Origin of the sequence: Rathayibacter sp. AY1A4 (assembly GCF_002930955.1) — a bacterium.
In the GTDB taxonomy this organism is placed as follows: Bacteria; Actinomycetota; Actinomycetes; order Actinomycetales; family Microbacteriaceae; genus Rathayibacter.
The window spans coordinates 36751-62126 of sequence record NZ_PSTN01000003.1 but is presented as its reverse complement, the minus strand read 5'-3'; the positions used below and the strand labels follow the sequence as shown (position 1 = coordinate 62126).

Below are 25376 nucleotides of genomic sequence, written 5' to 3'. Positions count from 1 at the left end.
GATGGGCCCGCCCTCTCGTCGCAGCAACTCAGACCCCGACGTGGTTCCGGAATCGCGCGATCGCCGCGAACTCGTCGACCTGGAGGCTGGCGCCTCCGACGAGTGCTCCGTCGACGTCGGGCTCGCGCATGAAGCCGGCGATGTTGCCGGACTTCACGGAGCCGCCGTAGAGGATCCGGGTCTTCGCGGCGGTGTCGGCGCCGAGGACGTCGGCGACGACTCCACGGAGCGCCTTGCAGACCTGCTGGGCCTGCTCGGGCGTCGCGGCCTGTCCGGAGCCGATGGCCCAGACCGGCTCGTAGGCGACGACGAGGTCGGCGTCCGCGGGGAGGCCGGTGAGGGCCTCCTTCAGCTGGGCGACCGGCACGGCCGACGGGCCGTGCTTCTCGAGGTCCTCCGCGGTCTCGCCGACGCAGATGATCGGAGCGACGCCGTGATTGACGGCCGCAGCCGACTTGGCGGCGATGTCCGCGTCCGTCTCGCCGTGGAGCGTGCGACGCTCCGAGTGGCCGACGATCACGTAGTCGCAGTCGAGCTGCTTCAGGAACTGGCCCGAGATCTCGCCGGTGTAGGCGCCGCTGTCGAACTTCGAGACGTCCTGCGCGCCGTACTTGAGCGGCAGCTTGTCCGAGTCGACGAGGATCTGAACGGGCCGGAGGTCCGTGAAGGGCGGGAACACCGCGACCTCGACACCGTCGAAGTCGTGATCGGCGTCCTTGAGGCTCCATGCCAGCTTCTGCACGAAGGCGATGGCCTGGAGGTGATCCAGGTTCATCTTCCAGTTGCCGGCGATGAGCGGGGTGCGGGCGGCGGTGTCTACCATCCGAGGACCTCCAGTCCGGGGAGGCGCTTGCCCTCGAGGAATTCGAGGCTCGCTCCGCCTCCCGTCGAGATGTGGCCGAACTGGTCGTCGCGGAACCCGAGGGCGCGGACGGCCGCGGCGGAGTCGCCTCCGCCGACGACGCTGAGACCGTCGACCTCGGTGAGCGCCTGCGCGACGGTCTTGGTGCCCGCCGCGAACGGCTCGAGCTCGAAGACGCCCATGGGGCCGTTCCAGAACACCGTCTCGGACGCCGCGATGATCTCGGCGAAGTGCGCGGCGGTGTCCGGTCCGATGTCCAGGCCGAGGCCCTTCTCACCGAAGGGCGTGCCCTCGATCGCGTCGGCCGAGGCGACCTGGTGCTCGGCGTCGGGGCCGAACTCCGACGCCACGACGACGTCCGTCGGCAGGACGATCTCCACGCCCAGCTCCTTCGCCTTCGCGAGGTAGCCGAGCACGGTGTCGACCTGGTCCGCCTCCAGCAGGCTGGCGCCGACCTCGTGGCCCTGGGCCTTGAGGAAGGTGAAGAGCATTCCGCCACCGATGAGGATCGAGTCGACCTTCGGCAGCAGGTGCTCGATCACGCCGAGCTTGTCCGAGACCTTCGAGCCGCCGAGGACGACCGCGTAGGGGCGCTCGGGCTTCTCGGTGAGCCGCTCCAGCACCTCGAGCTCGGCCGCGATCAGCGTGCCGGCGGCGCTGGGGAGAAGCTCGGCGAGCTCGTAGACGCTCGCCTGTTTGCGGTGCACGACGCCGAACCCGTCGGAGACGAAGGCGTCCCCGTACGCGGCCAGCTTCTCGGCGAAGGCGCGGCGCTCGACCTCGTCCTTGCTCGTCTCGCCGGCGTTGAACCGGAGGTTCTCGAGGACGACGACGTGGCCGTCCTCGAGGGCGTCGACGGCGGCCGAGGCCGCCTCCCCGACGGTGTCCTCAGCGAAGGCCACCGGAGCGTCGAGCAGCTCGCCGAGGCGGGCGGCGACGGGAGCGAGGCTGTACTTCGCCTCGGGCTTCCCCTCGGGGCGCCCGAGGTGGCTCACGACCACGACTCGGGCGCCCTCGGAGACCAGACGCTGGAGCGTGGGCACCGACGCGCGCACGCGGCCGTCGTCCGAGATCGTTCCGTCCTTCAGGGGGACGTTCAGATCGCAGCGGACGACGACGCGCTTGCCTGCGAGGGAGCCCAGTGAGTCCAGAGTGCGGAGCGTCACTGCGCGCAGCCCTTAGAGCTTGCCGGCGACGAACTCGGTGACGTCGACGAGGCGGTTGGAGTAGCCCCACTCGTTGTCGTACCAGGAGGCGACCTTGACCTGGCTGCCGATGACCTTCGTGAGGCCCGCGTCGAAGATCGACGAGTGCGGGTCGGTCACGATGTCGCTCGAGACGATCGGGTCCTCGGTGTACTTGAGGATGCCCTTGAGGTCTCCCTCGGAGGCGGCCTTGTACGCCGCGTTGATCTCCTCGACGGTGGCGGGCTTGGTCAGCTCGACGGTGAGGTCGGTGATCGAGCCGGTCGGGACCGGGACGCGGAGGGCGTAGCCGTCGAGCTTGCCGACGAGCTCCGGGATGACCAGGCCGAGCGCCTTGGCGGCACCGGTCGAGGTCGGGATGATGTTGACGGCGGCGGCGCGGGCGCGACGCAGGTCGCTGTGCGGGCCGTCCTGGAGGTTCTGGTCGGCGGTGTACGCGTGGACCGTGGTCATCAGGCCGCGCTCGATGCCGAAGTTGTCGAGCAGCACCTTGGCGAGCGGCGCGAGGCAGTTCGTGGTGCAGGACGCGTTCGAGATGATGTCGTGCGTCGCGGGGTCGTAGGTGTTCTCGTTCACGCCGAGGACCAGGGTCGCGACGTCGCTGCCGGTGGCGGGAGCGGAGACGATGACCTTCTTGGCACCCGCGGTGATGTGCTTGCGCGCGTCCTCCGACTTGGTGAAGCGGCCGGTCGACTCGATGACGACGTCGACTCCCAGCTCGCCCCAGGGGAGGTTCGCGGGGTCGCGCTCCTCGAGGACGATGATCGGCTTGCCGTTGACGACGATGCGGTCGCCGTCGAGCTCGACGGTCGCGTCGAGGCGGCCCGTGATGGAGTCGTACTTCAGGAGGTGCGCGAGGGCCTTGTTGTCGGTGAGGTCGTTGACCGCGACGATCTCGAGGTCGCTGCCCTTGGCGAGGGCTGCACGGAAGAAGTTACGGCCGATACGGCCGAAGCCGTTGATGCCGATCTTGACGGACACAGATATCTCCTGGTGAGGAAAGGCACCTCGACGGTGCAGTGGAGGGGTGGAAGCCGACGACAGGGCGTCCCGGACGCGGGGCCCGGGACGCCGAGATCGCTACGACAGTAGCAGCAGGCCCGAAGTCTTCTCGCGGGCCTTCTCGAAGCGCGCGGACACGTCGGCCCAGTTCACGATGTTCCAGAACGCCTTGACGTAGTCGGCCTTCACGTTGACGTAGTCGAGGTAGAAGGCGTGCTCCCACATGTCGAGGAGGAGGACCGGGACGGTCGCCGCGGCGAGGTTGCCCTGGTGGTCGTAGAGCTGCTCGATGATGAGCTTCTCGCCGAGCGAGTCCCAGGCGAGGATCGACCAGCCGGAGCCCTGGATGCCGAGGGCCGAGGCGGTGAAGTGGGCGCGGAACTTGTCGAACGACCCGAAGTTGTCGTCGATGGCCGCGGCGAGCTCGCCGACGGGCTTGTCGCCGCCGTCCGGCGAGAGGTTGTTCCAGAACACGGTGTGGTTCACGTGACCGGCGAGGTTGAAGGCGAGGTCCTTCTGGAGCTTGTTCACGTTCGCGAGGTTCTCGCTGTCGCGAGCCTCCTGCAGCGAGGCGAGGGCGGTGTTCGCCCCGGCCACGTACGTCGCGTGGTGCTTGTCGTGGTGGAGCTCCATGATCCGCCCACTGATGTTCGGCTCGAGGGCCGAGTAGTCGTAGGGCAGTTCGGCGAGCGTGTAGTCAGCCATGTGCGATCTCCTGTTCGTGGTCGTCGCTCCCGTGCGACCCGCCGGCGTCTCGGCGTCCTCCGCAAGGCGGAGGAGGAGGGCCGGGAGTGTCCTGAGCGACCCGATCAGTCTAGCGAGGGGGCCCCTCCGCGTTCGGAGGGCTTGCGTTGTTCGACCAGGAGACACTCAGCGTTCGCCGGGCGAGGCGCGCCGTGCGGCCGGGCCTAGAGGTCCTGCAGCTCTGCCGGGAGGTTCGCGTCGGTGCCCGGGATGTCGAGGTCGGACGCGCGCTTGTCGGCCATCGCGAGGAGGCGGCGGATGCGGCCGGCGACGGCGTCCTTCGTCATCGGCGGATCGGCGTGGTGGCCGAGCTCGTCGAGGCTCGCGTCGCGGTGCGCGAGGCGCAGGCGCCCGGCGTAGCGGAGGTGCTCGGGGATGTCGTCGCCCAGGATCTCCATCGCGCGCTCGACGCGGGCGCACGCCGCGACGGCGGCCTGGGCGGAGCGGCGGAGGTTCGCGTCGTCGAAGTTGACGAGGCGGTTCGCGGTCGCCCGCACCTCGCGGCGCTGGCGCAGCTCCTCCCAGCTCGCGACGGTCGCGGTCGCGCCCATCAGGGTGAGCATCGCGCTGATGCTCTCGCCGTCGCGGATGACGACCCGGTGGACGCCGCGCACCTCGCGGGACTTGGCCTGGACTCCCAGGCGTCCGGCGGCTCCGACGATCGCCATGGCCGCCTCGTTGCCGGGGCAGATGATCTCGAGCGCCGCGGAGCGGCCCGGGTCGGTCAGCGAGCCCTGGGCGAGGAAGGCGCCGCGCCACAGGGCGGCGAGCTCCTCGCGGGAGCCGGTCGTGAGGCGGTTGGGCAGGCCGCGGACGGGCCGGCCCCGCTGGTCGAGGAGGCCGGTCTGCCGGGCGAGGGTGTCCCCGCCCTCGACGACGCGCACCAGCCAGCTCGTGGTCCTCCGGGATCCGCCGGCCGAGACGATGCTGCCCTCGCTGCGGACGCCGTACAGCTCGGCGAGGTCGCGGCGCACGCGGGTCGCGAGCGGGGCGGAGTCGAGCTCGACCTCGACCGCGAGGCGGTTGGAGATGATGTGCAGTCCTCCGGAGAAGCGGAGGATGGTCGCCAGTTCGGCGGCACGGACGGTGTTCTTGCGCGAGACGATCGCGACCAGTTCGCCCTTGACGTCTGCGGTGAGGGCCACGGAGTCTTCCTTACGTCGGGTGCGCGGCTGAGCGCGCGGGGATCATTCTCGGCCGAGGTCGCGGTGCGCCACGTTGACGGCGACGCCCGGCAGCTCGGCCAGACGGGCCGCGACACGGCCCGCGACCGCGACGGAGCGGTGCTTGCCTCCCGTGCAGCCGATCGCGATGGTCGCGTGGCGCTTGTTCTCGCGCTGGTAGCCGTCGAGCACGGGGCGCAGGGCCCGGGAGTAGGAGTCGATGAACTCCTCGGCGCCCTGCTGGGCCAGCACGTAGTCTCTCACCTCTTCGTCGAGACCCGTGTGCGGACGCAGCTCCGGGATCCAGTACGGGTTCGGCAGGAACCGCGCGTCGGCCACCATGTCGGCGTCCGTCGGCAGCCCGTACTTGAAGCCGAAGCTCATCACCGTGACCTGGAGGCCCGCGCGGCCGGCCTCGGCGAAGCGCTCGGTGATGCTGGTGGCCAGCTGGTGGATGTTGAGGTCCGAGGTGTCGATGACGATGTCGGCCGACTCCCGCAGCTGAGCGAGGCGCGTCCGCTCGGCGGAGATGCCGTCGAGGAGGGTCCCCCGGCCCTGCAGCGGGTGCGGACGGCGCACCTGCTCGAAGCGGCGGACGAGCGCGGCGTCGGTGGCCTCGAGGAACACCACTCGGAGGTCGACCCCGGCGCGCAGCTCGCGGACGATGTCGCCGAGGTCCTCGAAGAAGTCGCGTCCGCGGACGTCGACGACCGCCGCGATCTTCGGCAGCGTGTCCCCTGCACGCTGCGCCAGGTCGACCAGCGGGCGCAGCATCTGCGGCGGCAGGTTGTCGACGACGTACCAGCCGAGGTCCTCCAGCGCGTTCGCGGCCGTGGACCGGCCCGCTCCGGACATCCCCGTGACGATCAGCACGTCCTGCTGCTCGCTCTCCGTGCTCATGCGCTCTCCGTGCTCGTGTCTGCTCGTGTCCTCGGTGCCGGGCACCGGCCGCTCTCCCCCGGAGCGCGGGCCTCCAGCCTAGGGCGTGCCCCCGACGGCGGACCCGTCCGGATGCAGGTGCGCGTGGATCGCGCCCGCCAGCGTCGGGCCGATACCCTTGACCTCGGCGATCTCGGCCTCGCCCGCCTCGCGGAGCCGGGCGACGGATCCGAAGTGCTTCAGCAGGTCGCGGACTCGCGTGCCTCCGAGCCCGGGCACCTCGGCCAGCTGCGACGAGATGTCGCGCTTGCGACGCGTCCTCTGGTGGGTGATCGCGAAGCGGTGCGCCTCGTCGCGGATGCGCTGGAAGAGGAAGAGCGCATCGCTGTTGCGCGGCAGGATGACGGGGAAGTCGGAGTCCGGCAGCCAGATCTCCTCGAGGCGCTTGGCGATCCCGCAGAGGGTGATGCCGGTCACCCCGGACTCGTCGAGCGCGCGCTGCGCGGCTGCGACCTGCGGCTGGCCGCCGTCGACGATCAGCAGCTGCGGGGGGTACGAGAACTTGCGCCGCTTGGCCTCGCCGGTCTCGGGGTCGACCGCCGCGGGCTCGACCGGCTCGCGGAGGTACGCGAGGCGGCGGGTGAGCACCTGGTGCAGCGACTCGGTGTCGTCCGTCGACTCCGCGACGGAGAACCGCCGGTACTGGTCCTTCCGCGCGAGCCCGTCCTCGAAGACCACCATCGAGGCGACGATGTTGGTGCCGCTGAGGTGGGAGACGTCGTAGCACTCCATCCGGAGCGGCGCCTCGCTCATGCCGAGGGCGTCGCGGATGTCCTCCAGAGCCTGCGTCCGAGCGGTGAAGTCGGCGGAGCGGCGGGTCTTGTAGAGCATCAGCGAGTGCTTCGCGTTCTGCGTCGCCGTCTCGAGGAGGGCGGCCTTGTCTCCGCGCTGGGCCGCTCGGAGGCGCACGTTCGTGCCGCGCAGTCCGCTCAGCCACTCCTCGAGCGCCTCGGTGTCCTCGGGCAGCTCCGGCACGACGACCTCCCGGGGCGGGACGTCGCCGGTCTCGTAGGCGGCCTGGAGGGCCGTGTCGACGAGCTCCGCCGTGCTCATGTCGAGCTCCTTGTCGACGACCCAGCCCCGCTCGCCGCGGATGCGCCCGCCGCGGACCCGGAACTGCTGCACGGAGGCGGCGAGCTCGTCGTGGACGATCGCGTAGAGGTCGACGTCCACGTTGTCCTTGAGCACGACCGCGCTCTTGGCGAGGACCGCGTCGAGGGCGGCGGCCTGATCGCGAAGCTTGCCGGCGCGCTCGTACTCCATCGCCGCGGCGGCCTCGCGCATCTCCTTCTCGAGCTCGCCGATCATCCGGCGGTCGTGGCTGCCCATGAAGGCGACGAAGCGGTCGACCATCTCGCGGTGCTCGGCGAAGGTGACGCGGTGGGAGCAGGGCCCGCCGCAGCGGCCGATCTGCGACGCGAAGCAGGGCTTGCCGCTCTGCATGGCGCGCTTGTAGTTGGAGTCGTTGCAGGTCCTGATCGGGAACGCCTTGATCATCAGGTCGATCGTCTCGTGGATCGCCCAGATCTTCGGGTAGGGCCCGAAGTAGCGGGCCTTCCTGATCTTGGCGTTCCGCGTGACCATCACCCGCGGGGCCTCGTCGCCGAGCGTCACCGCCATGTAGGGGTAGGACTTGTCGTCGCGGAACTTGACGTTGAAGGGGGGATCGAACTCGTTGATCCAGGTGAACTCGAGCTGCAGGGCCTCGACGTCGGTGCCGACGACGGTCCACTCGACGCCGGAGGCCGAGGTGACCATCCGCCGGGTGCGCTCGTGCAGGCTCGGCAGCGGGGCGAAGTAGTTGCTCAGCCGCGCGCGGAGGTTCTTGGCCTTGCCCACGTAGAGCACCCGCCCCCGGGCGTCCGTGAAGCGGTACACGCCCGGGAGGGTCGGGATCTCACCCGGCTTCGGCCGGAAGTCGACTGTCTGCGCCATGCCTCTCGCTCGCGTCAGCCGAGGATCTCGGCGAGGAACATGCCGGTGTGGCTGCCCTCGACCTTCGCCACGTGCTCGGGGGTGCCCACCGCGACCACCTGTCCGCCGCCGGCGCCGCCCTCGGGACCCATGTCGATCAGCCAGTCGGCCGACTTGATGACGTCGAGGTTGTGCTCGATGGTGATCACCGTGTTGCCCTTGTCGACCAGGCCGTTGAGGACGAGGAGGAGCTTGCGGACGTCCTCGAAGTGCAGGCCCGTCGTCGGCTCGTCGAGCACGTAGACGCTGCGGCCGTTGGAGCGGCGCTGGAGCTCGGTCGCCAGCTTGACGCGCTGCGCCTCGCCGCCGGAGAGCGTGGTCGCGCTCTGCCCGAGGCGGACGTAGCCGAGGCCCACCTCCACCAGCGTGCGGAGGAAGCGGTGGATCGCCGTGATCGGCTCGAAGAAGTCGGCCGCCTCGGCGATCGGCATGTCGAGCACCTCGGCGATGTTCTTGCCCTTGTAGTGCACGGTCAGGGTGTCGCGGTTGTAGCGCGCTCCCCCGCAGACCTCGCACGCCACGTAGACGTCGGGCAGGAAGTTCATCTCGATCTTGATGGTGCCGTCGCCCGAGCAGGCCTCGCAGCGGCCGCCCTTGACGTTGAAGCTGAAGCGGCCGGGCAGGTACCCCCGCGCCTTCGCCTCGGTGGTCTCGGCGAAGAGGTTGCGGATGCGGTCGAACACGCCCGTGTAGGTGGCGGGGTTCGAGCGCGGCGTGCGGCCGATCGGGTTCTGGTCGACATGCACAACCTTGTCGAGGTTCTCGAGGCCGGTGACGCGCGTGTGCTTGCCCGGCACCTTGCGGGCGCCGTTGAGCTGGTTGGCGAGCACGCGGTAGAGGATGTCGTTCACGAGGGTGCTCTTGCCGGAGCCGGAGACCCCGGTGACCGCGACGAACGTGCCGAGCGGGAACTCCGCGTCGACCTTGCGGAGATTGTTGGCGTTCGCCCCGACGACCTTGATCATCCGCTTGCGGTCGATCTTCCGCCGCTTCTTCGGGACCTCGATCGCCTTGCGGCCCGAGACGTAGTCGCCGGTCAGCGAGTGCGTGTTCTCGAGCAGCGACTCGTAGGAGCCGGAGTGCACGACCTTGCCGCCGTTGACCCCGGCACCCGGGCCGATGTCGACGATCCAGTCGGCGGTGCGGATGGTGTCCTCGTCGTGCTCGACCACGATCAGCGTGTTGCCCAGGTCGCGCAGCTTGATGAGGGTGTCGATCAGGCGGCGGTTGTCGCGCTGGTGCAGGCCGATGCTCGGCTCGTCGAGCACGTAGAGCACGCCGGTCAGCCCGGAGCCGATCTGGGTCGCCAGGCGGATGCGCTGCGCCTCGCCGCCCGACAGGGAGGCGGCGGCGCGCGAGAGGTTGAGGTAGTTGAGCCCGACCTCGATGAGGAAGTCGATGCGCGCGCGGATCTCGCGCAGCACCTGCGCGGCGATGTGCGCCTCGCGGTCGGTCAGCTCGAGCCGGCTCATGAAGTCCTGGGCGTCGCCGAGGCTGAGGTCGGCCACGTCCGCGATGCTCGCCCCGTGCACGAGCACGGCGAGCACCTCGGGCTTCAGGCGGGAGCCCTTGCACACGGGGCAGGGCACCTCGCGGAGGAACTCGGACCAGCGGGTGCGCTGGACGTCGGTCTCGGCCTGGACGAACTGGCGCTCGATGTAGGGCACGACGCCCTCGAAGCCCGAGGTGTAGCTCATCTCGCGGCCGTAGCGGTTCTTCCACTTGACCTTGACCTCGAAGTTGTCGCCGTGGAGGACGGCCTGCTGCACCTCGGTGCTGAGGCGCTTCCACGGGGTGGTGAGCGTGAAGCCGAGGTCGCGGGAGAGGCCGTCGAGCAGCTTCTCGTAGTACTGGAACAGGCCCTTGCCCTGGGTGGTCCAGGGGATGATGACGCCCTCGGCGATGCTCAGGTCGGGGTCGCCGAGCAGCAGCTCGTCGTCGACCGACATGCGCGTGCCGAGGCCCGAGCACTCCGGGCAGGCGCCGAAGGGCGCGTTGAAGGAGAAGGTCCGCGGCTCGATCTCGGTCAGCGAGATCGGGTGGTTGTTGGGGCAGGACAGCTTCTCGGAGTAGGTGGTCCAGGCGCCGTCGCCCTCGCCGTCGACGTAGTTGATCTGCACGATGCCGTCGGTGAGCCGCAGGGCCGTCTCGAGCGAGTCGGTGAGGCGCCCGAGGATGTCGGGGCCGGCCACGAGCCGGTCGACCACGACGGAGATGTCGTGCTTGTACTGCTTCTTGAGCACCGGCGGCTCGCTCAGCTGGACGAGCTTCCCGTCCACCATGGCGCGGGAGTAGCCGCCCGCGGTCAGCTCCTTGAAGAGGTCGACGAACTCGCCCTTCTTCTGCGAGACGACGGGGCTGAGGATCTGGTAGCGGGTACCGGTCTCGAGCTCCATCAGCTGGTCGGCGATCTGCTGCACGGTCTGCGCGGAGATCCGCTCGCTGCAGATGGGGCAGTGCGGGACGCCGATGCGCGCCCACAGCAGACGCATGTAGTCGAAGATCTCGGTGATCGTGCCGACGGTGGAGCGCGGGTTGCGGTTCGTCGACTTCTGGTCGATCGAGACCGCGGGGCTGAGGCCCTCGATGAAGTCGACGTCCGGCCGGTCCACCTGCCCGAGGAACTGGCGGGCGTACGCGGAGAGGGACTCGACGTAGCGCCGCTGGCCCTCCGCGAAGATCGTGTCGAAGGCCAGGGAGGACTTGCCCGAGCCCGAGAGACCGGTGAACACCACCATCGAGTCGCGCGGGATCTCGAGGTCGACGTTCTGCAGGTTGTGCACCCGCGCGCCGCTCACCACCAGCTTCGAGGACGACTCGTCGAGCGAGGAGACGAAGCGGTGGAAGGAGGGAGAGGGGGTGGAGGAGGGGTCCGTAACGGCGTTCAGGATCGACACTCCGAAAGTGTATGCGGAGCCACCGACATCGCCCGTGGCGTTCGCTGGGCGCTGATCCGCGGGCCCCTCCCCTTGCGGATCAGCGCCTCCGATCAGGACAGGTGCCCGGCCTTCTCCATCTGGCGGAGCTCGCGCTTGAGCTCCTGGACCTCGTCCCGCAGCCGGGCCGCGAGCTCGAACTTGAGCTCGCCCGCCGCCTGGAGCATCTGCCCGTTGAGGTCGGAGATGATCGCCTCGAGGTCGTTGCCGCCGTTCGCGGCGAGACCCTGACGGCGCAGGTTCGGCGTCGGGCTCTTCTTCTTGGCGTCGCGCCCGGCGAGCAGCTTGGCGGTGTCGGCCCCCTCGCGGGCGAGGGCGTCGGTGATGTCGGCGATCTTCTTCCGCAGCGGCGTCGGGTCGATGCCGTGGTCGAGGTTGTAGGCGACCTGCTTCTCGCGTCGGCGGTCGGTCTCGTCGATCGCGAGCCGCATCGAGTCCGTCACCTTGTCGGCGTACATGTGGACCTCGCCCGAGACGTTGCGCGCCGCACGGCCGATCGTCTGGATCAGCGACGTGGACGAGCGGAGGAAGCCCTCCTTGTCGGCGTCGAGGATCGCCACGAGCGAGACCTCCGGCAGGTCGAGCCCCTCGCGCAGCAGGTTGATGCCGACCAGGACGTCGTACACGCCCGCCCGCAGCTCCGAGAGGAGCTCGACGCGGCGCAGGGTGTCGACATCGGAGTGCAGGTAACGGACGCGGACGCCGGCCTCCGTGAGGAAGTCGGTGAGCTCCTCGGCCATGCGCTTCGTCAGCGTCGTGACGAGCACGCGCTCGTCGCGCTCGGTGCGGCGCTTGATCTCCTCGAGCAGGTCGTCGATCTGGCCCTTCGTCGGCTTGACGACGATCTCGGGGTCGATCAGGCCGGTCGGGCGGATGATCTGCTCGACGATGCCGTCGGCGATGCCCATCTCGTAGCGGCCCGGGGTCGCCGAGAGGTAGACGGTCTGACCGACGCGCGACTTGAACTCCTCCCACTTCAGGGGCCGGTTGTCCATCGCCGAGGGCAGGCGGAAGCCGTGCTCGACCAGCGTGCGCTTGCGGGACGCGTCGCCCTCGTACATCGCACCGATCTGCGGCACCGTCACGTGCGACTCGTCGATCACGACGAGGAAGTCGTCCGGGAAGTAGTCGAGCAGGCAGTGCGGGGCCTCGCCCGACTCGCGGCCGTCGATGTGGCGGGAGTAGTTCTCGATGCCGGAGCAGAATCCGATCTGCTGCATCATCTCGAGATCGAAGGTCGTGCGCATCCGCAGGCGCTGCGCCTCGAGGAGCTTGTTCTGCTTCTCGAGGTCGGCCAGGCGCACCTCGAGCTCCTGCTGGATGGTGTCGATCGCACGGTGCATGACGTCCTGGCTGGCGACGTAGTGCGAGCCGGGGAAGACCGACACGGAGTCGAGCTTCCGGACGATGTCGCCGGTGAGCGGGTGGAGCGTGTAGAGCGCCTCGATCTCGTCGCCGAACATCTCGATCCGGATCGCGAGCTCCTCGTACATCGGGATGATCTCGATCGTGTCGCCCCGCACCCGGAAGGTGCCGCGGGCGAAGTCGACGTCGTTGCGCGCGTACTGCATCGACACGAACTTGCGGATGAGGCGGTCCCGGTCGACCCGCTGGCCGACCTGGAGCGCCACCATCGCCTCGAGGTACTGCTCGGGCTGGCCGAGGCCGTAGATGCACGAGACGGTCGACACCACGATCACGTCGCGGCGGCTCAGGAGCGAGTTCGTGGTGGAGTGGCGCAGCCGCTCGACCTCGGCGTTGACCGAGCTGTCCTTCTCGATGAAGGTGTCGGTCTGCGGGACGTAGGCCTCGGGCTGGTAGTAGTCGTAGTACGAGACGAAGTACTCGACGGCGTTGTTGGGGAACAGCTCGCGGAACTCGTTGGCGAGCTGCGCGGCGAGGGTCTTGTTGTGCGCGAGCACGAGCGTGGGGCGCTGCACGGCCTCGACGAGCCAGGCCGTGGTCGCGGACTTGCCGGTCCCGGTGGCGCCCAGCAGGACGACATCGGTCTCGCCGGCGTTGATGCGGGCGCTCAGATCGGCGATCGCGCCGGGCTGGTCACCGCTCGGCTTGTACTCGCTGATGACCTCGAACGGGTGCACGGCACGGGTTGGCTCCATGGTTCGAAGCGTAGCCGCGACCACCGACACCGGACGGCGCGTGCGCTGGCGGCGAACGGGGGTGCGCTCTCCGGCCGGGCCGCTCGGTCACGAGGGCGGGTGTCGGGGAAGGACCGTCAGCGGGCGAGCCGCTCCCACAGCGCGTCGGTCCGAGCGAGCGTCTCCTCCAGCGTGCCGGAGGAGTCGATCACGACGTCGGCGAGGGCGAGGCGCTCCTCGTCGCTCGCCTGCGAAGAGACCCGCGCACGCGCCTCCTCCTCGGTCAGTCCCCGGCGGGCGACGAGACGCTCGATGCGGAGGTGCTGCGGCGCGTGCACGACGACCACCTCGTCGAACTCCCCCGCTCCTCGGCCCTCGGCCAGGAGGGGGACGTCGTAGACGACCACCGCGTCCGGGTCCGCCTCGGCGGCCTCCGCGAACAGCCGCTGCGAGCGGAGCGTCACCGCCGGATGGGTGATCGCATTGAGGTCGGCGCGGGCCGCCGCGTCCGAGAAGACGATCGCGCCGAGCGCCGGGCGGTCCAGCGCGCCGTCCGCGCGGATCACGGACGGGCCGAAGCGCTCGGCGATCGCCGCCAGCGCCGGCTCCCCCGGCTCGACGACCTCGCGCGCGAGGACGTCGGCGTCGACCACCACCGCTCCGTGCTCGGCGAGACGGCGGGCGACGGTGGACTTGCCCGAGGCGATGCCTCCGGTGAGGGCGACGAGATGCACCCGGCCACCCTACCCAGCGCCGTCGCCCGGAACGCCGAACGGCCGGCCCCCGAGGGGACCGGCCGTTCGATGCGATGTGCTCGCGATCAGTTGTTCGAGGACAGCTTCTCGCGGAGCGCGGCGAGCGACTCGTCGTCGGCGAGGGTGCCGCCGGTGGTCGACTCGCTGGTGAAGCCGGCGCCGACCGAGACGCCCTCGGAGACGGTGGCCGCCTCCTCCTGCGACTTGGCCACCTGGGCCTTGTGGGCCTCCCAGCGCGCCTGAGCAGCGGCGTACTCCTGCTCCCAGGCCTCGCGCTGCGACTCGAAGCCCTCGCGCCACTCGTTGGTCTCGGGGTCGAAGCCCTCGGGGTACTTGTAGTTCCCCTGGTCGTCGTACTCCGTGGCCATGCCGTAGAGCGCCGGGTCGAACTCGGTGCCCTCGGGGTCGACGTTCTCGTTCGCCTGCTTGAGCGAGAGGGAGATGCGGCGACGGTCGAGGTCGATGTCGATGACCTTGACGAACACCTCTTCGCCGACCGACACGACCTGCTCGGCGAGCTCGACGTGCTTGCCCGACAGCTCGGAGATGTGGACGAGGCCCTCGATGCCGTCCGCGACGCGGACGAAGGCACCGAACGGGACCAGCTTCGTGACCTTGCCCGGCGCGACCTGTCCGATCGCGTGGGTGCGGGCGAAGACCTGCCACGGGTCCTCCTGGGTCGCCTTGAGCGAGAGCGAAACGCGCTCGCGGTCGAGGTCGACCTCGAGGATCTCGACGGTGACCTCCTGGCCCACCTCGACGACCTCGGAGGCGTGCTCGATGTGCTTCCAGGAGAGCTCGGAGACGTGGACGAGACCGTCGACGCCGCCGAGGTCGACGAACGCACCGAAGTTGACGATCGACGACACGACGCCCTTGCGGACCTGACCCTTGTGCAGGTTGTTCAGGAACGTGGTGCGGCTCTCGGACTGGGTCTGCTCGAGGAGCGCGCGACGCGACAGGACCACGTTGTTGCGGTTCTTGTCGAGCTCGAGGATCTTCGCCTCGATCTCCTGGCCGAGGTACGGCGTGAGGTCGCGGACGCGGCGCAGCTCGATGAGCGAGGCCGGGAGGAAGCCGCGGAGGCCGATGTCGACGATGAGACCGCCCTTGACGACCTCGATGACCGAGCCGGTGACGACGCCGTCCGACTCCTTGATCTTCTCGACGTCGCCCCACGCGCGCTCGTACTGCGCACGCTTCTTGGACAGGATCAGGCGACCCTCCTTGTCCTCCTTCTGGAGGACGAGGGCCTCGACGCTGTCGCCCACGTTGACGACCTCGGAGGGGTCGACGTCGTGCTTGATGGAGAGCTCGCGCGAGGGGATGACGCCCTCGGTCTTGTAGCCGACGTCGAGGAGGACCTCGTCGCGGTCGATCTTCACGACGGTGCCTTCGATGAGGTCTCCGTCGTTGAAGAACTTCAGAGTCTTTTCGACCGCGGCAAGAAAGTCTTCAGCAGACCCGATGTCGTTGATCGCGACCTGCTTGGTTGCCTTGTCGGTCGTTGCGGTTGTCATTAAGGGATGCTCCAGGATGGATGGGTCTCGGGCGGCGGCCGCCTGCGGGCCTCGCGGCTCGGCGGAGTGGTGACCACTGCGGTGGTGAGGGATGTGCCTCCGGCCCGGGAGCCGCGCTCGGCCGGCCGGAGGACCGGCCTTCCTCGCGCGCCGCGGGCACGGCGGCGCCACAGATGTGACACCCCAGCTTAGACGCCCCGGGAGGCGCACGGCAATCTCGCCGCGCCCGTCCAGGCGCGGGTTCCGGAGTCAGCCGGCGAGGGAGGAGCGGAGGGTGTCGAGACCGACGCCGCCGAGGTCGAGCGCCCTCCGGTGGAAGGCCGCGAGCGAGAACGCGGCGCCCTCGCGCGCCTCCGCCTCGTCGCGCAGCTGCTCCCAGATCCGCTGCCCGATCTTGTAGGACGGAGCCTGCCCCGGCCAGCCGAGGTACCGGTTCACCTCGAAGCGCACGAACGCGTCGTCCATGTTCACGTTGGCCCGCATGAACTCGAGGGCCGACTCGGCGGTCCAGACGGTGCCGGAGCCCGGCATCGGCTTCTGGAGGTGCACGCCGATGTCCAGCACGACGCGCGCCGCGCGCATCCGCTGGCCGTCGAGCATGCCCAGGCGGTCGGCCGGGTCGTCGAGGTAGCCGAAGCGCTCCATCAGCCGCTCCGCGTAGAGCGCCCAGCCCTCGGCGTGGCCGGAGGTCCCGGCGAGCTGACGGCGCCAGGTGTTGAGGCGGGCGCGGTTGTGGACGGCCTGGCCGATCTGCAGGTGATGGCCCGGGACGCCCTCGTGGTAGACCGTGGTCAGCTCCCGCCAGGTGGCGAACTCGGTGACTCCGGCCGGGACCGACCACCACATCCGCCCCGGGCGCGAGAAGTCGTCGCTCGGACCGGTGTAGTAGATGCCGCCCTCCTGGGTCGGCGCGATCCTGCACTCGAGGCGGCGCACCTCCTCCGGGATGTCGAAGGCGGTGCCGGCGAGCTCGCGGACGGAGCGGTCGCTGGTCTCCTGCATCCAGGCCTGCAGAGCGTCGACGCCGTGCAGAGTGCGGGCCGGGTCCGCCTCGAGGTGGGCGATCGCCTCGGCGACGGAGGCGCCGGGCAGGATCTCGCGCGCGATCGCCTCCTGCTCGGACGTCATGCGGGCCAGGTCCTCGATCCCCCACTCGTAGGTCTCGTCGAGGTCGACGACAGCGCCGAGGAAGCGGCGGGAGTGCAGCGCGTACAGCTCCCGGCCGACGGCGTCCTGCTCGGTCGCGGCGGGGGCGAGCTCGCCCCGGAGGAACTGCGCGAGCGACCCGTAGGCGGCCGAGGCACGGCGGGCGCCGTCCTCCAGTCGCTGAGCGAGCGACGCGGGCAGGGATCCGGCGGCGGGAGCGGCCTCCGCGGCCAGCTCGGCGAAGAACCCCCGGGGAGCGGCGATCTTCCGCGCCTGCTCGGCGACGAGCTCGACCTGGCGGCGGGCCGGGACCACGCCGGTGCGCATCCCCTCGCGCAGGGTCTCCGCGTAGCCCTCGAGGGCGGCCGGCACGGCCAGCAGCCGCTCGGCGACCGCCTCCCAGTCGGCGACCTCGTCCGTCGGCATCAGGTCGAAGACGTCGCGCAGCTCCTGCGCCGGGGACGCGATCACGTTGAGGTCCCGCAGCGGCAGACCGGCGTCGTGCCCTTCCAGGGAGAGCCGGAGCTCGGCGCCGAGGTCGGCGACCGTGACGCGGTCGACGTCGTCCACGGGGTCGGCGGCCTCGAGCTCGGCGAGGGCCGAGGCGGTCGCCGCCCGGGCGCGCTCGAGACCGGCCGGCGAGTAGTCGCCCAGGCGGCCGTTCGCGCCGCTGCGTCCGATCGCGGTGCCGAGGGTGGGGTCGAGGTCGACGAGCGTGTCGACCCAGCGCTCGGCGACGGCGTCGACGGCGGTGGGCTCGCGGGGGGTGTCGGTGCTCATGCCTCCGAGCCTAGCCAGGCGCTGCGGCCGGCTCAGTGCGCGGCGACGTCCCAGTCGGACCCGTGGCCCACCTGCACCTCGAGCGGGACGCTCAGGTCGGCGGCTCCCGCCATCCGGCCGCGGACGATCGCCTCGAGCGGCTCCTCCTCGCCGGGGGCGACGTCGAAGATCAGCTCGTCGTGCACCTGGAGGAGCATCCGCGAGCCGAGCCCCTGCTCGTCGAGGTCGGCCTGCACGCCGATCATCGCGCGCTTCATGATGTCGGCGGCCGAGCCCTGGATCGGCGAGTTGAGCGCCGCCCGCTCGGCGTTGTCGCGGAGGACGCGGTTCGCGCTCTGCAGGTCGGGGAACGGACGCCGGCGTCCGAAGATCGTCTCGGTGTAGCCGGTCTCGCGGGCCTGCTCGACGACGCTGCGGAGGTAGTCGCGCACCGCGCCGAAGCGGACGAAGTAGTCGGTCATCAGCTGCTTGGCCTCGGCGCTCGAGATGCGCAGCTGCTTCGACAGGCCGAAGGCGCTCAGGCCGTAGGCGAGGCCGTACGACATCGCCTTGACCTTGTTGCGCATGGCCGAGGTGACGTCGCCCGGATCGACGCCGAAGATCCGCGATCCGACGAAGCGGTGCAGGTCCTCGCCGGAGTGGAAGGCCTCGATCAGCCCGGCGTCGCCGGACAGGTGCGCCATGATCCGCATCTCGATCTGCGAGTAGTCGGCAGTGAGGAGGGTGCTCGCGTTCGCTCCGTGGACGAAGGCGGTGCGGATGCGGCGGCCCACCTCGCTGCGGACGGGGATGTTCTGCAGGTTCGGGTCGTTGGAGGAGATCCGGCCGGTGGCCGTGCCGGTCTGGTCGTAGCTGGTGTGGATCCGGCCGTCGGCGGTGACCGACTTCTCGAGCGTCTCGATGATCTGCTTGAGCTTGGTCGCGTCGCGGTGCTCGAGGAGCAGCCCGAGGAACGGGTGCGGGTGGGACTCCTGCAGGTCGGCGAGGGCGGAGGCGTCGGTGGTGTAGCCCGTCTTCGTGGCCCGGGTGCGCGGCATGTCGAGCTCCTCGAAGAGGACCTGCTGCAGCTGCTTGGGCGAGCCGAGGTTCATCTCGTGGCCGATCTCGGCGAACGCGCGGCTCGCGAGGTCGGCGGCCGAGACGGTCAGCTCGGCGCGGAGGCGCGCCAGCACGTCGGCGTCGATCGCGACGCCGGTGAGCTCCATCGTCGCGAGGACCTGGACGATCGGCAGCTCGATGTCGACGAGTACCGAGAGCATCCCCTCGCCCAGCCGCTCGCGCAGCGGAGCGACGAGCCGGTACGCGTACCAGGCCTCGGTGGCGGGCCCCATCGGCTCGACGGTGGGGACCAGCTGGTTCGGGTCGCCCTGCGCCATGGTCTCGTCGAGGTGCTGCGCGACCTGCGCCGCGAGCGTGGCCGGGTGCCCGGTGGGCTGCACCAGCCAGGAGGCGACGCGGGTGTCGAACGCGAGCCCCGCGACGGGGAGTCCGGCCCTCCGCAGCGCCTTGATCTGGGGCTTCGCGTCGGCGAAGTACTTGGGGGCGGGCCCGGCCAGCCACTGCTCGAGCGCGGTGTAGTCGGGCCGCTCGGCGGCCCACGGGACGAACGCCGTCTCCTTCTCGACCGCGAGACCCACACCCTCGAGCCCGCCGGCTCCGAGCAGGACCTGCACGGCGACGGGCGCGGTGCCCTTCGCCGACACGCGGTCGAGCCAGTGCGCGAGCTCCTCGTCGACCAGGGTGCGGACGGCGGGCGCGGAGGTCGTGACCACGTCGCCCGCCAGGGCCGCGGCGGCGCCGTCGACGCCCTCCTCCGCGGCGATCGTGAGGACCCGCTCCTGCAGGGTCTTGAACTCGAGGCGGCTGAAGATCTCGCGGACCGCGTCGGGATCGATCGGACGGCGCGTCAGATCGTGCGGCCCGAGGGGGAGCTCGACGTCCGTCACCAGCCGGTTGAGGCGGCGGTTGCGGAGCGCGTTCTCCTTCTGCTCGCGCAGCTTCTCGCCGACCACGCCCTTGATCTCGTCGGCGTGGGCGATGATGTCGGCGACCGTGCCGTACTGGTTGACCCACTTCGCGGCCGTCTTGGGGCCGACCTTGTCGACGCCGGGCAAATTGTCGCTGGTCTCGCCGACGAGCGCGGCGATCTCGGGGTACTGGTGCGGCTCGACGCCGTACTTCTCGAACACCTTGTCGCGGTCGTAGCGGGTGAGCTGCGAGACGCCCTGGGTGGAGGGATAGAGCAGGGTGACGTCCGGGGTCACCAGCTGGATGGTGTCGCGATCGCCCGAGACGACCAGCACGCGGAAGCCGGCCTCGGCCCCCTGGCGCGCGAGCGTCGCGAGGATGTCGTCGGCCTCGAAGTCCTCCTTCGAGACGGTCCGGATGTTCATGGCGTACAGCGCCTCCTCGAGGAGGGGGACCTGGCCCTTGAACTCGGGCGGCGTCTCGCCGCGGGTGCCCTTGTACTCCGGGTACTCGCGCGTGCGGAACGAGTAGCGGGAGATATCGAACGCGACGCCGAGGTGGGTCGGCTTCTCGTTCTTCAGCAGCAGGATCAGCATCGAGAGGAAGCCGTGGATGGCGTTCGTGTGCTGGCCCTCGCGGGTCTGGAAGCTGTCGACCGGGAGCGCGTAGAACGCCCGGAACGCCAGGGAATGGCCGTCGACGAGCAGGAGGGTAGGCTGTTCCGGATCTGACACAGGGCCAGACTACACAGCGCCTCCGACACCGGATCGGCCCGCTCGCGCCCGCCGGTCAGGGCCGCTCCGAGGCTCCAGCGCGAGGAGCGACGTGACCGAGCCGACCCCCACCACGACCGCCTGGATCCGCCCGCCCGCGCTCGACCTGGTCGCCGGGATCGGCCGCGGCATGGGCGAGCTCGCCGAGCGGATGGGGATCCTCTGGCACGAGCTCACCCCGCAGCACTCGGTGGCCTCGATGCCCGTCGAGGGCAACCGGCAGCCGGTCGGCATCCTGCACGGCGGCGCACACGTCGTGCTCGCCGAGTCGATGGGCTCGATCGCGGCGAACGTGCACGCCGGCGCGGACCGCCTGGCGATGGGCATCGAGCTGAACGCGAGCCACAGCCGCTCGGTCCACTCGGGCTTCGTGATCGCCACCTGCGACGCGATCCACCTGGGGTCCACCCTCACCACCCACGAGATCGTCGTGCGCGACCAGGAGGGGCGCCGCCTCTCCACCGTGCGGATCACCAACATCATCCGCGACGCCCGCTGACGGGAGCGGACGGGTCCCCCTCGCGGGAGCGGAGGGCGACGACCACGCCCAGGACCGCGACCGCCGTCGGGACCGCCCGTGCCTGCGAGCGACGGGGGATCGACCGGTCGGCCGCGCCGCTCGGGGACCCGGCACCGCGGCGAGCGGCACTGTCAAGCGACGGCGCGCGACTGTGCCCGGTGGTGCCCGAAGGGCGACACTGAGCGGATGAGCCTTCGCCATCTCCTCAAGAGCCTCCCGTCCATGCCCTCCGAGCTGCCCTCGTTCGATGCGGAGGCGGCTCCGGCCGATCCTCTCGAGCTGTTCGCGCAGTGGCTCGAGGAGGCGAAGGACGCGGGCCAGCTCCTCCCCCACGGCGCCACGCTCTCCACCGCCTCCGACGACGGCACCGTCTCGGCGCGCGTGCTCGTGCTGCGCGAGATCGACGAGGCGGGCTGGGCGTTCTCCACCCATGCCACCAGCCCCAAGGGACGCGCCATGGAGGAGAACCCGCACGCCGCGCTGACCTTCTTCTGGCCGGTCCAGGGCCGTCAGGTCCGGGTCGAGGGCCGGGTCGAGCGCGCCTCCGCGCAGGAGTCGGCCGACGACTTCCGCCGCCGCTCCGAGGCCGCTCGCACCGCCCTGCTCGTCGGACGCCAGAGCGAGCCGATGCGCAGCGCGCAGGACTTCGGCCTCGTCACGCTCCAGACCAGCGTCGCCGTGGGCTGCTCGCCCGCGACGCTCGACCGGGAGTGGGCCGTCTACCGCGTCGTGCCCGAGCGCATCGAGTTCTGGCAGGGCTCGACCGCGCCGGAGCAGGATCACACCCGTCTCGAGTACCGCCCGGGAACGACGGAGGCGGGCGGCTCCCCGTGGGAGCGCACCCGCCTCTGGCCCTGAGGCCGTGGGCCCTCGGGCCCGGCCTCGCGCTAGGCCTTCTTCGTGCTCAGCTGCTCGATGATCGCCTGCGCGACGTCGTGCATGGTGAGCCGGCGGTCCATGGAGGCCTTCTGGATCCAGCGGAACGCCTCGGGCTCGGTGAGCCCCATCTTCTCGTTGAGCAGGCCCTTGGCGCGGTCGACGAGCTTGCGGGTCTCGAAGCGCTCGACCATGTCGGCGACCTCGGCCTCGAGGGTGAGGATCTGGGCGTACCGCGAGAGGGCGATCTCGATCGCGGGCAGCAGGTCGTTGGGCGTGAAGGGCTTCACGACGTAGGCGAGCGCTCCGGCCTCGCTGGCGCGCTCGACGAGCTCCTTCTGGCTGAAGGCGGTGAGCAGGACGACGGGCGCGATGTGCGCCTTCGAGAGGCGCTCGGCCGCCGAGATGCCGTCGAGCTGGGGCATCTTGACGTCCATGATGACGAGATCGGGGCGCAGCTCGGTGGCGAGGGCCACAGCGGTCTCGCCGTCGCCGGCCTCGCCGACGACCTCGAAGCCGTTGTCGCGGAGGATCTCCACGATGTCGAGGCGGATGAGGGATTCGTCTTCGGCGACGACGACCCGACGGGGTGCGGTCGACGAGGGTTCCTGGTCAGTCACGCCGATGAGCCTACGGTATTCTCGACGGGCTGGTGATGAGCCGGTGTGGCGGAATGGCAGACGCGGGGCACTCAAAATGCTCTGTCCGAGAGGGCTTGTGGGTTCGAGTCCCACCACCGGTACCCGCCTGGTCGCGCGGTGCGCGCCTCCGCTCGCTAGCGTCGTCGGATGAGCACCGACCCCTGGCCCCTGTTCTCGCTGGAGCTGCGCACGCCGCGGCTCGAGCTGCATCCGGTCCGCGACGCCGACCTCGGCCCTCTCGCCGACGCGGCCCTCGCGGGCGTGCACGAGAGCGGCCGCTCGCCGTTCCCCTCCCCCTGGGCCGAGGCGCCGCCGGAGCGCCTGCCCGGCGAGCTCGCCCGCTTCCACTGGTCGCAGCGCGCGCAGACGACGCGGGAGTCGTGGCGCGTCGCGTTCGCCGTGGTCGAGGACGGCCGGGTCGTCGGCTGCCAGGACGTGGTCGCCGAGTCCTTCGCCACCACCCGCACCCTGACCTCGGGCTCGTGGCTCACCCGCTCGGCGCAGGGCCGCGGCCTCGGGCAGGAGATGCGCGCCGCCGTGCTCCTCCTCGCCTTCGACCACCTCGGAGCCGAGGTCGCCGAGAGCGCCGCCCTCTCCTGGAACACCCGCTCGATCCGGGTGTCGGAGGCCCTCGGCTACCGGCCGAACGGGACGCACCGGATCGTCGGTCCGGACGGTGCGCCGGTCGAGGAGCTGCGGTTCCGCGTCACGCCGGAGACTTTGGTGCGGCCGGAATGGACGCTGGAGGCCTCGGGGATCGACGCCGCACGAGCGGTCCTCGTCCAGGACCCGCTCGGTCCGCCCTCCCCTGTCTGATTCACCAGAACATCGTGCCCGGCGAGCCCTTGAACGGACCGACCACACGCGAGGTGATCCAGCCGCCGTAGAAGTCGCCCGGCTGCGGCTGGACCGTCTCGCCGTCGACCGTGCAGGAGTCCATCCGGCCGGGGTAGAGGGCGACCGTGTCGACGAGGGCCTCGAAGCCGGCCATCGGCTCGGGGTACGTCCAGCCCGCCGCCTCCGCGACCGCTCCTCCTCCCCCGCGCACGGTGAGGTAGGAGGCCGCGCCCTTGAACTCGCAGATGCTGCGGCCGGGCGCGGGCTCGAGCACCCCGGGCGCGAACGAGGACACGGGGAGGTAGTAGACGGGAGGGTGGCTCGTCTCGAGGACGCGGAGAGCGTCACGGGACTCGGCGACGCCGACGCCGCCCAGCCGCACGACCACGTGCTCGGTGGTGGTCTCGACCCTCGGGGGTCGCGGGTAGTCCCAGACGGATTCCTGGCCCTCGGCGGGCGGCACGCGCTTCATCCCGCTCACGCTACGCGGCGGGGAGCGGGGCTCCGGCGCCTCCCAGAGGATGCCCGGGCGGACGCCGCGGCTCCGCAGATCCCCGCCGCCGGGACGCGCGGGGGCCCCGGTCGCGTAACGTCGTCCCTGCGGCGGAACCCCGAGCCCGCGCGCAGAAGGAATCCAGAGTGCCCACCGAATGCATCCACGGCCTCGACATCGCGCTCTGCGACGTCTGCACCCCGAAGAAGCTCCCCGAGCAGGTCGGCCGTGCCACCCGCGCCCCCGCGCGCGTGCCCGGGACCTCCCGTGCGGCCACGGCCCGTGCCGCCGCCCGCGGCACGGCGCGCGAGAAGCCCCTGCCGAAGGTCGACATCGCCGCGCAGCGGATCTACCACGTCACCCACCTCGACAACCTCGAGGCGATCGTCGCCGCCGGCGCGATCCTGGCGGACCAGCAGCTCCAGGAGCGCCCCGCGATCGACGTCAGCGCCGAGACCACCCGCGAGCACCGCCGTGCCGTGCAGGTGAAGGACGGCGTCAGCGTCGCCGGCTTCGTGCCCTTCTTCCTCTCCCCCGACGCCGCCCTCTGGGCCGACCTGCGCGGCGAGCGGGTCGCTCCGCACTGGTCGCCGAGCGCCCACGAGACCACCGCTTCGCAGTACGTCGTCCTGGTGGGCTCGCTCGCCTCCGCCCCGGTCCTGAGCGACGGCGACGCCTCCCACGTCCTCACGCGCTTCACCGAGGGCGACGCGCTCGTGCGCACCTTCGCGCGCCTCCTGGTCGACGAGCCGGCCCTGCGCAGCGCCGAGGCGCTCGTGCCCGAGCGCTTCCCGCTCGAGGGCGTCGCGACGGTCGGCGTGGCGTCGGTCGCCGCCCGCAACCGCGTCAAGGCTCTCTTCGAGGGCATCGACGCCTCTCCCCGCGTCGCCGTCTACCCGCCGTGGTTCCACCCGGTGGCCGAGGAGGAGTGACCCGGCGCTAGTCGGCCTCGAGGAGGTCGAGGCGGTCGGCCAGGTACCGGCGCAGCGGCATCAGTCCCTGCTCTCCCAGACCGGGCGCCCAGCGCACGAGCACCTCGGAGCCGCGCAGGGCCAGCGGCTCCTGGCCCGACTCGAGCGCTGCGGCGTCCAGTGCGAGGCGCCGCCAGCCGTAGTTGACGATCTCGCCCTCCTGGAACTGACCGTCGAAGGCGGCGCGCCGGATCTCGCGGCGCGCCTCCTGCGACTCGGACTGGTTGTTGGCGTGAAGCGGAGCGACGGCACGAGTGACCGAGCCCGTCGCGAGGAGCTCGCCCTCGCGTCCGAGGAGCACCACGCCGAGGCGCCACGCGCGGGTCACCGGCGCCATCACCGGCTTGCGGCGGAAGCCGAGGATCGCGCGCGGCGTCCGCAGCTCGGCGACGGCCTGGTCGGCGATGCCGCGGGCGTCGAGCTCGGCGGAGACCTCGCGCAGGAGCGCGGCCAGATCGGCGGCGGCCTGCTCGGCCCCGGGTGCTGCGGGCATCGCTCCTCCTCGGCTCGTCCCGCCAGCCTACGGGCCCGGTGTGCACCGGCCACCCCGCTCCGCACCGCTAGCATCGCCTGACGACACCGAGGAGGACGAGCGATGCGCGTCATCATGATGGGCCCGCCCGGCGTGGGCAAGGGCACCCAGGCGGCCGTGCTGTCGCGCGAGCTGGGGGTGCCGGCGATCTCCACCGGCGATCTGTTCCGCGCGCACGTCGCCGACGGCACCGACCTCGGACGGCGCCTGCGGGCGCTCGTGGAGGCCGGCGAGTACGTGCCGGACGAGCTGACGAACGCCCTGGTCGCCGAGCGCATCGCCGAGGAGGACGCCCGGGACGGGTTCATCCTCGACGGCTACCCGCGCACGCTCGCCCAGGTGGACGCGCTGGCGGAGCTCCTCGAGGAGCGGGGCACGCCGCTCTCGTGCGTCGTGCTGCTGACGGCCGACGCGGACGTGGTCCTCGAACGGCTGCACGTGCGGGCGCAGGAGCAGGACCGCGCCGACGACGACCCCGAGGTGGTGCGGAACCGGATCGAGGTCTACGAGCGCGAGACGGCTCCTCTGGCGGAGGTCTACGACGAGCGCGAGCTCCTGGTGCGGATCGACGGCTCCGCCTCGCAGGACGAGGTCGCCGCGAGGATCATCGCGGCGTGCCGGCCCGAGTGAGCCGACCCGC

21 protein-coding genes and 1 tRNA gene are annotated in these 25376 nt (G+C 70.9%); 6 read left to right on the top strand and 16 right to left on the bottom strand.

Annotated features, from left to right (window positions below; translation table 11 throughout):
• Positions 1–28: 28 nt before the first annotated feature.
• From tpiA to polA, 13 genes are all read right to left on the bottom strand, one after another.
• Positions 29–823, bottom strand: coding sequence for a triose-phosphate isomerase (tpiA, locus tag C5B92_RS02980; RefSeq protein WP_104221913.1), 795 nt, complete (start codon positions 821–823; stop codon positions 29–31).
• The gene (locus tag C5B92_RS02975; RefSeq protein WP_104274423.1) at positions 817–2028 is read right to left on the bottom strand and encodes a phosphoglycerate kinase; all 1212 of its coding nucleotides are present in this window, start codon (positions 2026–2028) and stop codon (positions 817–819) included. Before C5B92_RS02975 ends, tpiA begins: the two co-directional genes overlap by 7 nt.
• 12 nt (positions 2029–2040) lie before the next feature.
• Complete coding sequence (gap, locus tag C5B92_RS02970; RefSeq protein ID WP_104221909.1) at positions 2041–3048, bottom strand: type I glyceraldehyde-3-phosphate dehydrogenase; 1008 nt, start codon at positions 3046–3048, stop codon at positions 2041–2043.
• A 99-nt stretch (positions 3049–3147) separates the two neighbouring features.
• The gene (locus C5B92_RS02965) at positions 3148–3774 is read right to left on the bottom strand and encodes a superoxide dismutase (protein ID WP_104221907.1); all 627 of its coding nucleotides are present in this window, start codon (positions 3772–3774) and stop codon (positions 3148–3150) included.
• Positions 3775–3977: 203 nt separating this feature from the next.
• Positions 3978–4958 (bottom strand): DNA-binding protein WhiA, encoded by a 981-nt coding sequence (gene whiA / locus C5B92_RS02960; protein WP_104221905.1) that lies wholly within the window; start codon positions 4956–4958, stop codon positions 3978–3980.
• Between the two features lie 42 nt (positions 4959–5000).
• The gene (gene rapZ / locus C5B92_RS02955; RefSeq protein WP_097166020.1) at positions 5001–5876 is read right to left on the bottom strand and encodes an RNase adapter RapZ; all 876 of its coding nucleotides are present in this window, start codon (positions 5874–5876) and stop codon (positions 5001–5003) included.
• A 78-nt stretch (positions 5877–5954) separates the two neighbouring features.
• Entirely contained in the window at positions 5955–7850 is a 1896-nt protein-coding gene (gene uvrC, locus C5B92_RS02950; RefSeq protein ID WP_104255366.1) for an excinuclease ABC subunit UvrC, read from the bottom strand.
• 14 nt (positions 7851–7864) lie between these two features.
• Positions 7865–10690, bottom strand: coding sequence for an excinuclease ABC subunit UvrA (gene uvrA / locus C5B92_RS02945; protein ID WP_244229661.1), 2826 nt, complete (start codon positions 10688–10690; stop codon positions 7865–7867).
• 188 nt (positions 10691–10878) lie between these two features.
• Entirely contained in the window at positions 10879–12945 is a 2067-nt protein-coding gene (gene uvrB / locus C5B92_RS02940; protein ID WP_104221901.1) for an excinuclease ABC subunit UvrB, read from the bottom strand.
• A gap of 116 nt (positions 12946–13061) precedes the next feature.
• The gene (gene coaE, locus C5B92_RS02935; RefSeq protein WP_104255367.1) at positions 13062–13658 is read right to left on the bottom strand and encodes a dephospho-CoA kinase; all 597 of its coding nucleotides are present in this window, start codon (positions 13656–13658) and stop codon (positions 13062–13064) included.
• A gap of 86 nt (positions 13659–13744) precedes the next feature.
• On the bottom strand, positions 13745–15199 hold the full coding sequence (rpsA, locus tag C5B92_RS02930) for a 30S ribosomal protein S1 (protein ID WP_104221897.1): 1455 nt from the start codon (positions 15197–15199) through the stop codon (positions 13745–13747).
• A 249-nt stretch (positions 15200–15448) separates the two neighbouring features.
• Positions 15449–17125, bottom strand: a complete 1677-nt coding sequence (locus C5B92_RS02925; RefSeq protein ID WP_104255368.1) for a DUF885 domain-containing protein — start codon at positions 17123–17125, stop codon at positions 15449–15451.
• Positions 17126–17157: 32 nt separating this feature from the next.
• On the bottom strand, positions 17158–19827 hold the full coding sequence (polA, locus tag C5B92_RS02920; protein WP_104350047.1) for a DNA polymerase I: 2670 nt from the start codon (positions 19825–19827) through the stop codon (positions 17158–17160).
• A gap of 91 nt (positions 19828–19918) precedes the next feature.
• Here polA and C5B92_RS02915 point away from each other — a divergent pair, with 91 nt between their 5' ends.
• Both C5B92_RS02915 and C5B92_RS02910 read left to right on the top strand, forming a co-directional pair.
• Positions 19919–20365 (top strand): PaaI family thioesterase, encoded by a 447-nt coding sequence (locus C5B92_RS02915; protein ID WP_374952910.1) that lies wholly within the window; start codon positions 19919–19921, stop codon positions 20363–20365.
• Between the two features lie 207 nt (positions 20366–20572).
• Positions 20573–21244 (top strand): pyridoxal 5'-phosphate synthase, encoded by a 672-nt coding sequence (locus C5B92_RS02910; RefSeq protein ID WP_104232645.1) that lies wholly within the window; start codon positions 20573–20575, stop codon positions 21242–21244.
• 29 nt (positions 21245–21273) lie between these two features.
• On the opposite strand, the gene C5B92_RS02905 is transcribed toward C5B92_RS02910, so the two are convergent.
• The gene (locus C5B92_RS02905; RefSeq protein ID WP_104221889.1) at positions 21274–21882 is read right to left on the bottom strand and encodes an ANTAR domain-containing response regulator; all 609 of its coding nucleotides are present in this window, start codon (positions 21880–21882) and stop codon (positions 21274–21276) included.
• Between the two features lie 39 nt (positions 21883–21921).
• On the opposite strand from C5B92_RS02905, the gene C5B92_RS02900 reads away from it, so the two are divergent.
• Together C5B92_RS02900 and C5B92_RS02895 are read left to right on the top strand one after the other, a co-directional pair.
• Positions 21922–22004: transfer RNA gene (locus C5B92_RS02900), tRNA-Leu, on the top strand.
• Positions 22005–22050: 46 nt separating this feature from the next.
• Positions 22051–22719, top strand: coding sequence for a GNAT family N-acetyltransferase (locus C5B92_RS02895; protein WP_104255370.1), 669 nt, complete (start codon positions 22051–22053; stop codon positions 22717–22719).
• A 1-nt stretch (position 22720) separates the two neighbouring features.
• Here the strand turns inward: C5B92_RS02895 and C5B92_RS02890 are convergent, their stop codons facing one another.
• Positions 22721–23212 (bottom strand): DUF427 domain-containing protein, encoded by a 492-nt coding sequence (locus tag C5B92_RS02890; protein WP_104350046.1) that lies wholly within the window; start codon positions 23210–23212, stop codon positions 22721–22723.
• A 167-nt stretch (positions 23213–23379) separates the two neighbouring features.
• Between C5B92_RS02890 and C5B92_RS02885 the strand changes: the two genes are divergently transcribed.
• Entirely contained in the window at positions 23380–24165 is a 786-nt protein-coding gene (locus C5B92_RS02885) for a DarT ssDNA thymidine ADP-ribosyltransferase family protein (RefSeq protein ID WP_104221883.1), read from the top strand.
• A gap of 7 nt (positions 24166–24172) precedes the next feature.
• Here the strand turns inward: C5B92_RS02885 and C5B92_RS02880 are convergent, their stop codons facing one another.
• Complete coding sequence (locus tag C5B92_RS02880; protein ID WP_104255372.1) at positions 24173–24697, bottom strand: hypothetical protein; 525 nt, start codon at positions 24695–24697, stop codon at positions 24173–24175.
• A 102-nt stretch (positions 24698–24799) separates the two neighbouring features.
• Here C5B92_RS02880 and C5B92_RS02875 point away from each other — a divergent pair, with 102 nt between their 5' ends.
• Positions 24800–25366 (top strand): adenylate kinase, encoded by a 567-nt coding sequence (locus C5B92_RS02875; protein WP_104221879.1) that lies wholly within the window; start codon positions 24800–24802, stop codon positions 25364–25366.
• Positions 25367–25376 lie beyond the last annotated feature (10 nt).

Coding starts and splice junctions, on each gene's coding strand:
- tpiA (WP_104221913.1), bottom strand. CDS start 823: ATGGTAGACACCGCCGCCCGCACCCCGCTCATCGCCGGCAACTGGAAG.
- C5B92_RS02965 (WP_104221907.1), bottom strand. CDS start 3,774: ATGGCTGACTACACGCTCGCCGAACTGCCCTACGACTACTCGGCCCTC.
- rapZ (WP_097166020.1), bottom strand. CDS start 5,876: ATGAGCACGGAGAGCGAGCAGCAGGACGTGCTGATCGTCACGGGGATG.
- uvrC (WP_104255366.1), bottom strand. CDS start 7,850: ATGGCGCAGACAGTCGACTTCCGGCCGAAGCCGGGTGAGATCCCGACC.
- uvrB (WP_104221901.1), bottom strand. CDS start 12,945: ATGGAGCCAACCCGTGCCGTGCACCCGTTCGAGGTCATCAGCGAGTAC.
- rpsA (WP_104221897.1), bottom strand. CDS start 15,199: ATGACAACCGCAACGACCGACAAGGCAACCAAGCAGGTCGCGATCAAC.
- C5B92_RS02925 (WP_104255368.1), bottom strand. CDS start 17,125: ATGAGCACCGACACCCCCCGCGAGCCCACCGCCGTCGACGCCGTCGCC.
- C5B92_RS02910 (WP_104232645.1), top strand. CDS start 20,573: ATGAGCCTTCGCCATCTCCTCAAGAGCCTCCCGTCCATGCCCTCCGAG.
- C5B92_RS02895 (WP_104255370.1), top strand. CDS start 22,051: ATGAGCACCGACCCCTGGCCCCTGTTCTCGCTGGAGCTGCGCACGCCG.
- C5B92_RS02890 (WP_104350046.1), bottom strand. CDS start 23,212: ATGAAGCGCGTGCCGCCCGCCGAGGGCCAGGAATCCGTCTGGGACTAC.
- C5B92_RS02880 (WP_104255372.1), bottom strand. CDS start 24,697: ATGCCCGCAGCACCCGGGGCCGAGCAGGCCGCCGCCGATCTGGCCGCG.
- C5B92_RS02875 (WP_104221879.1), top strand. CDS start 24,800: ATGCGCGTCATCATGATGGGCCCGCCCGGCGTGGGCAAGGGCACCCAG.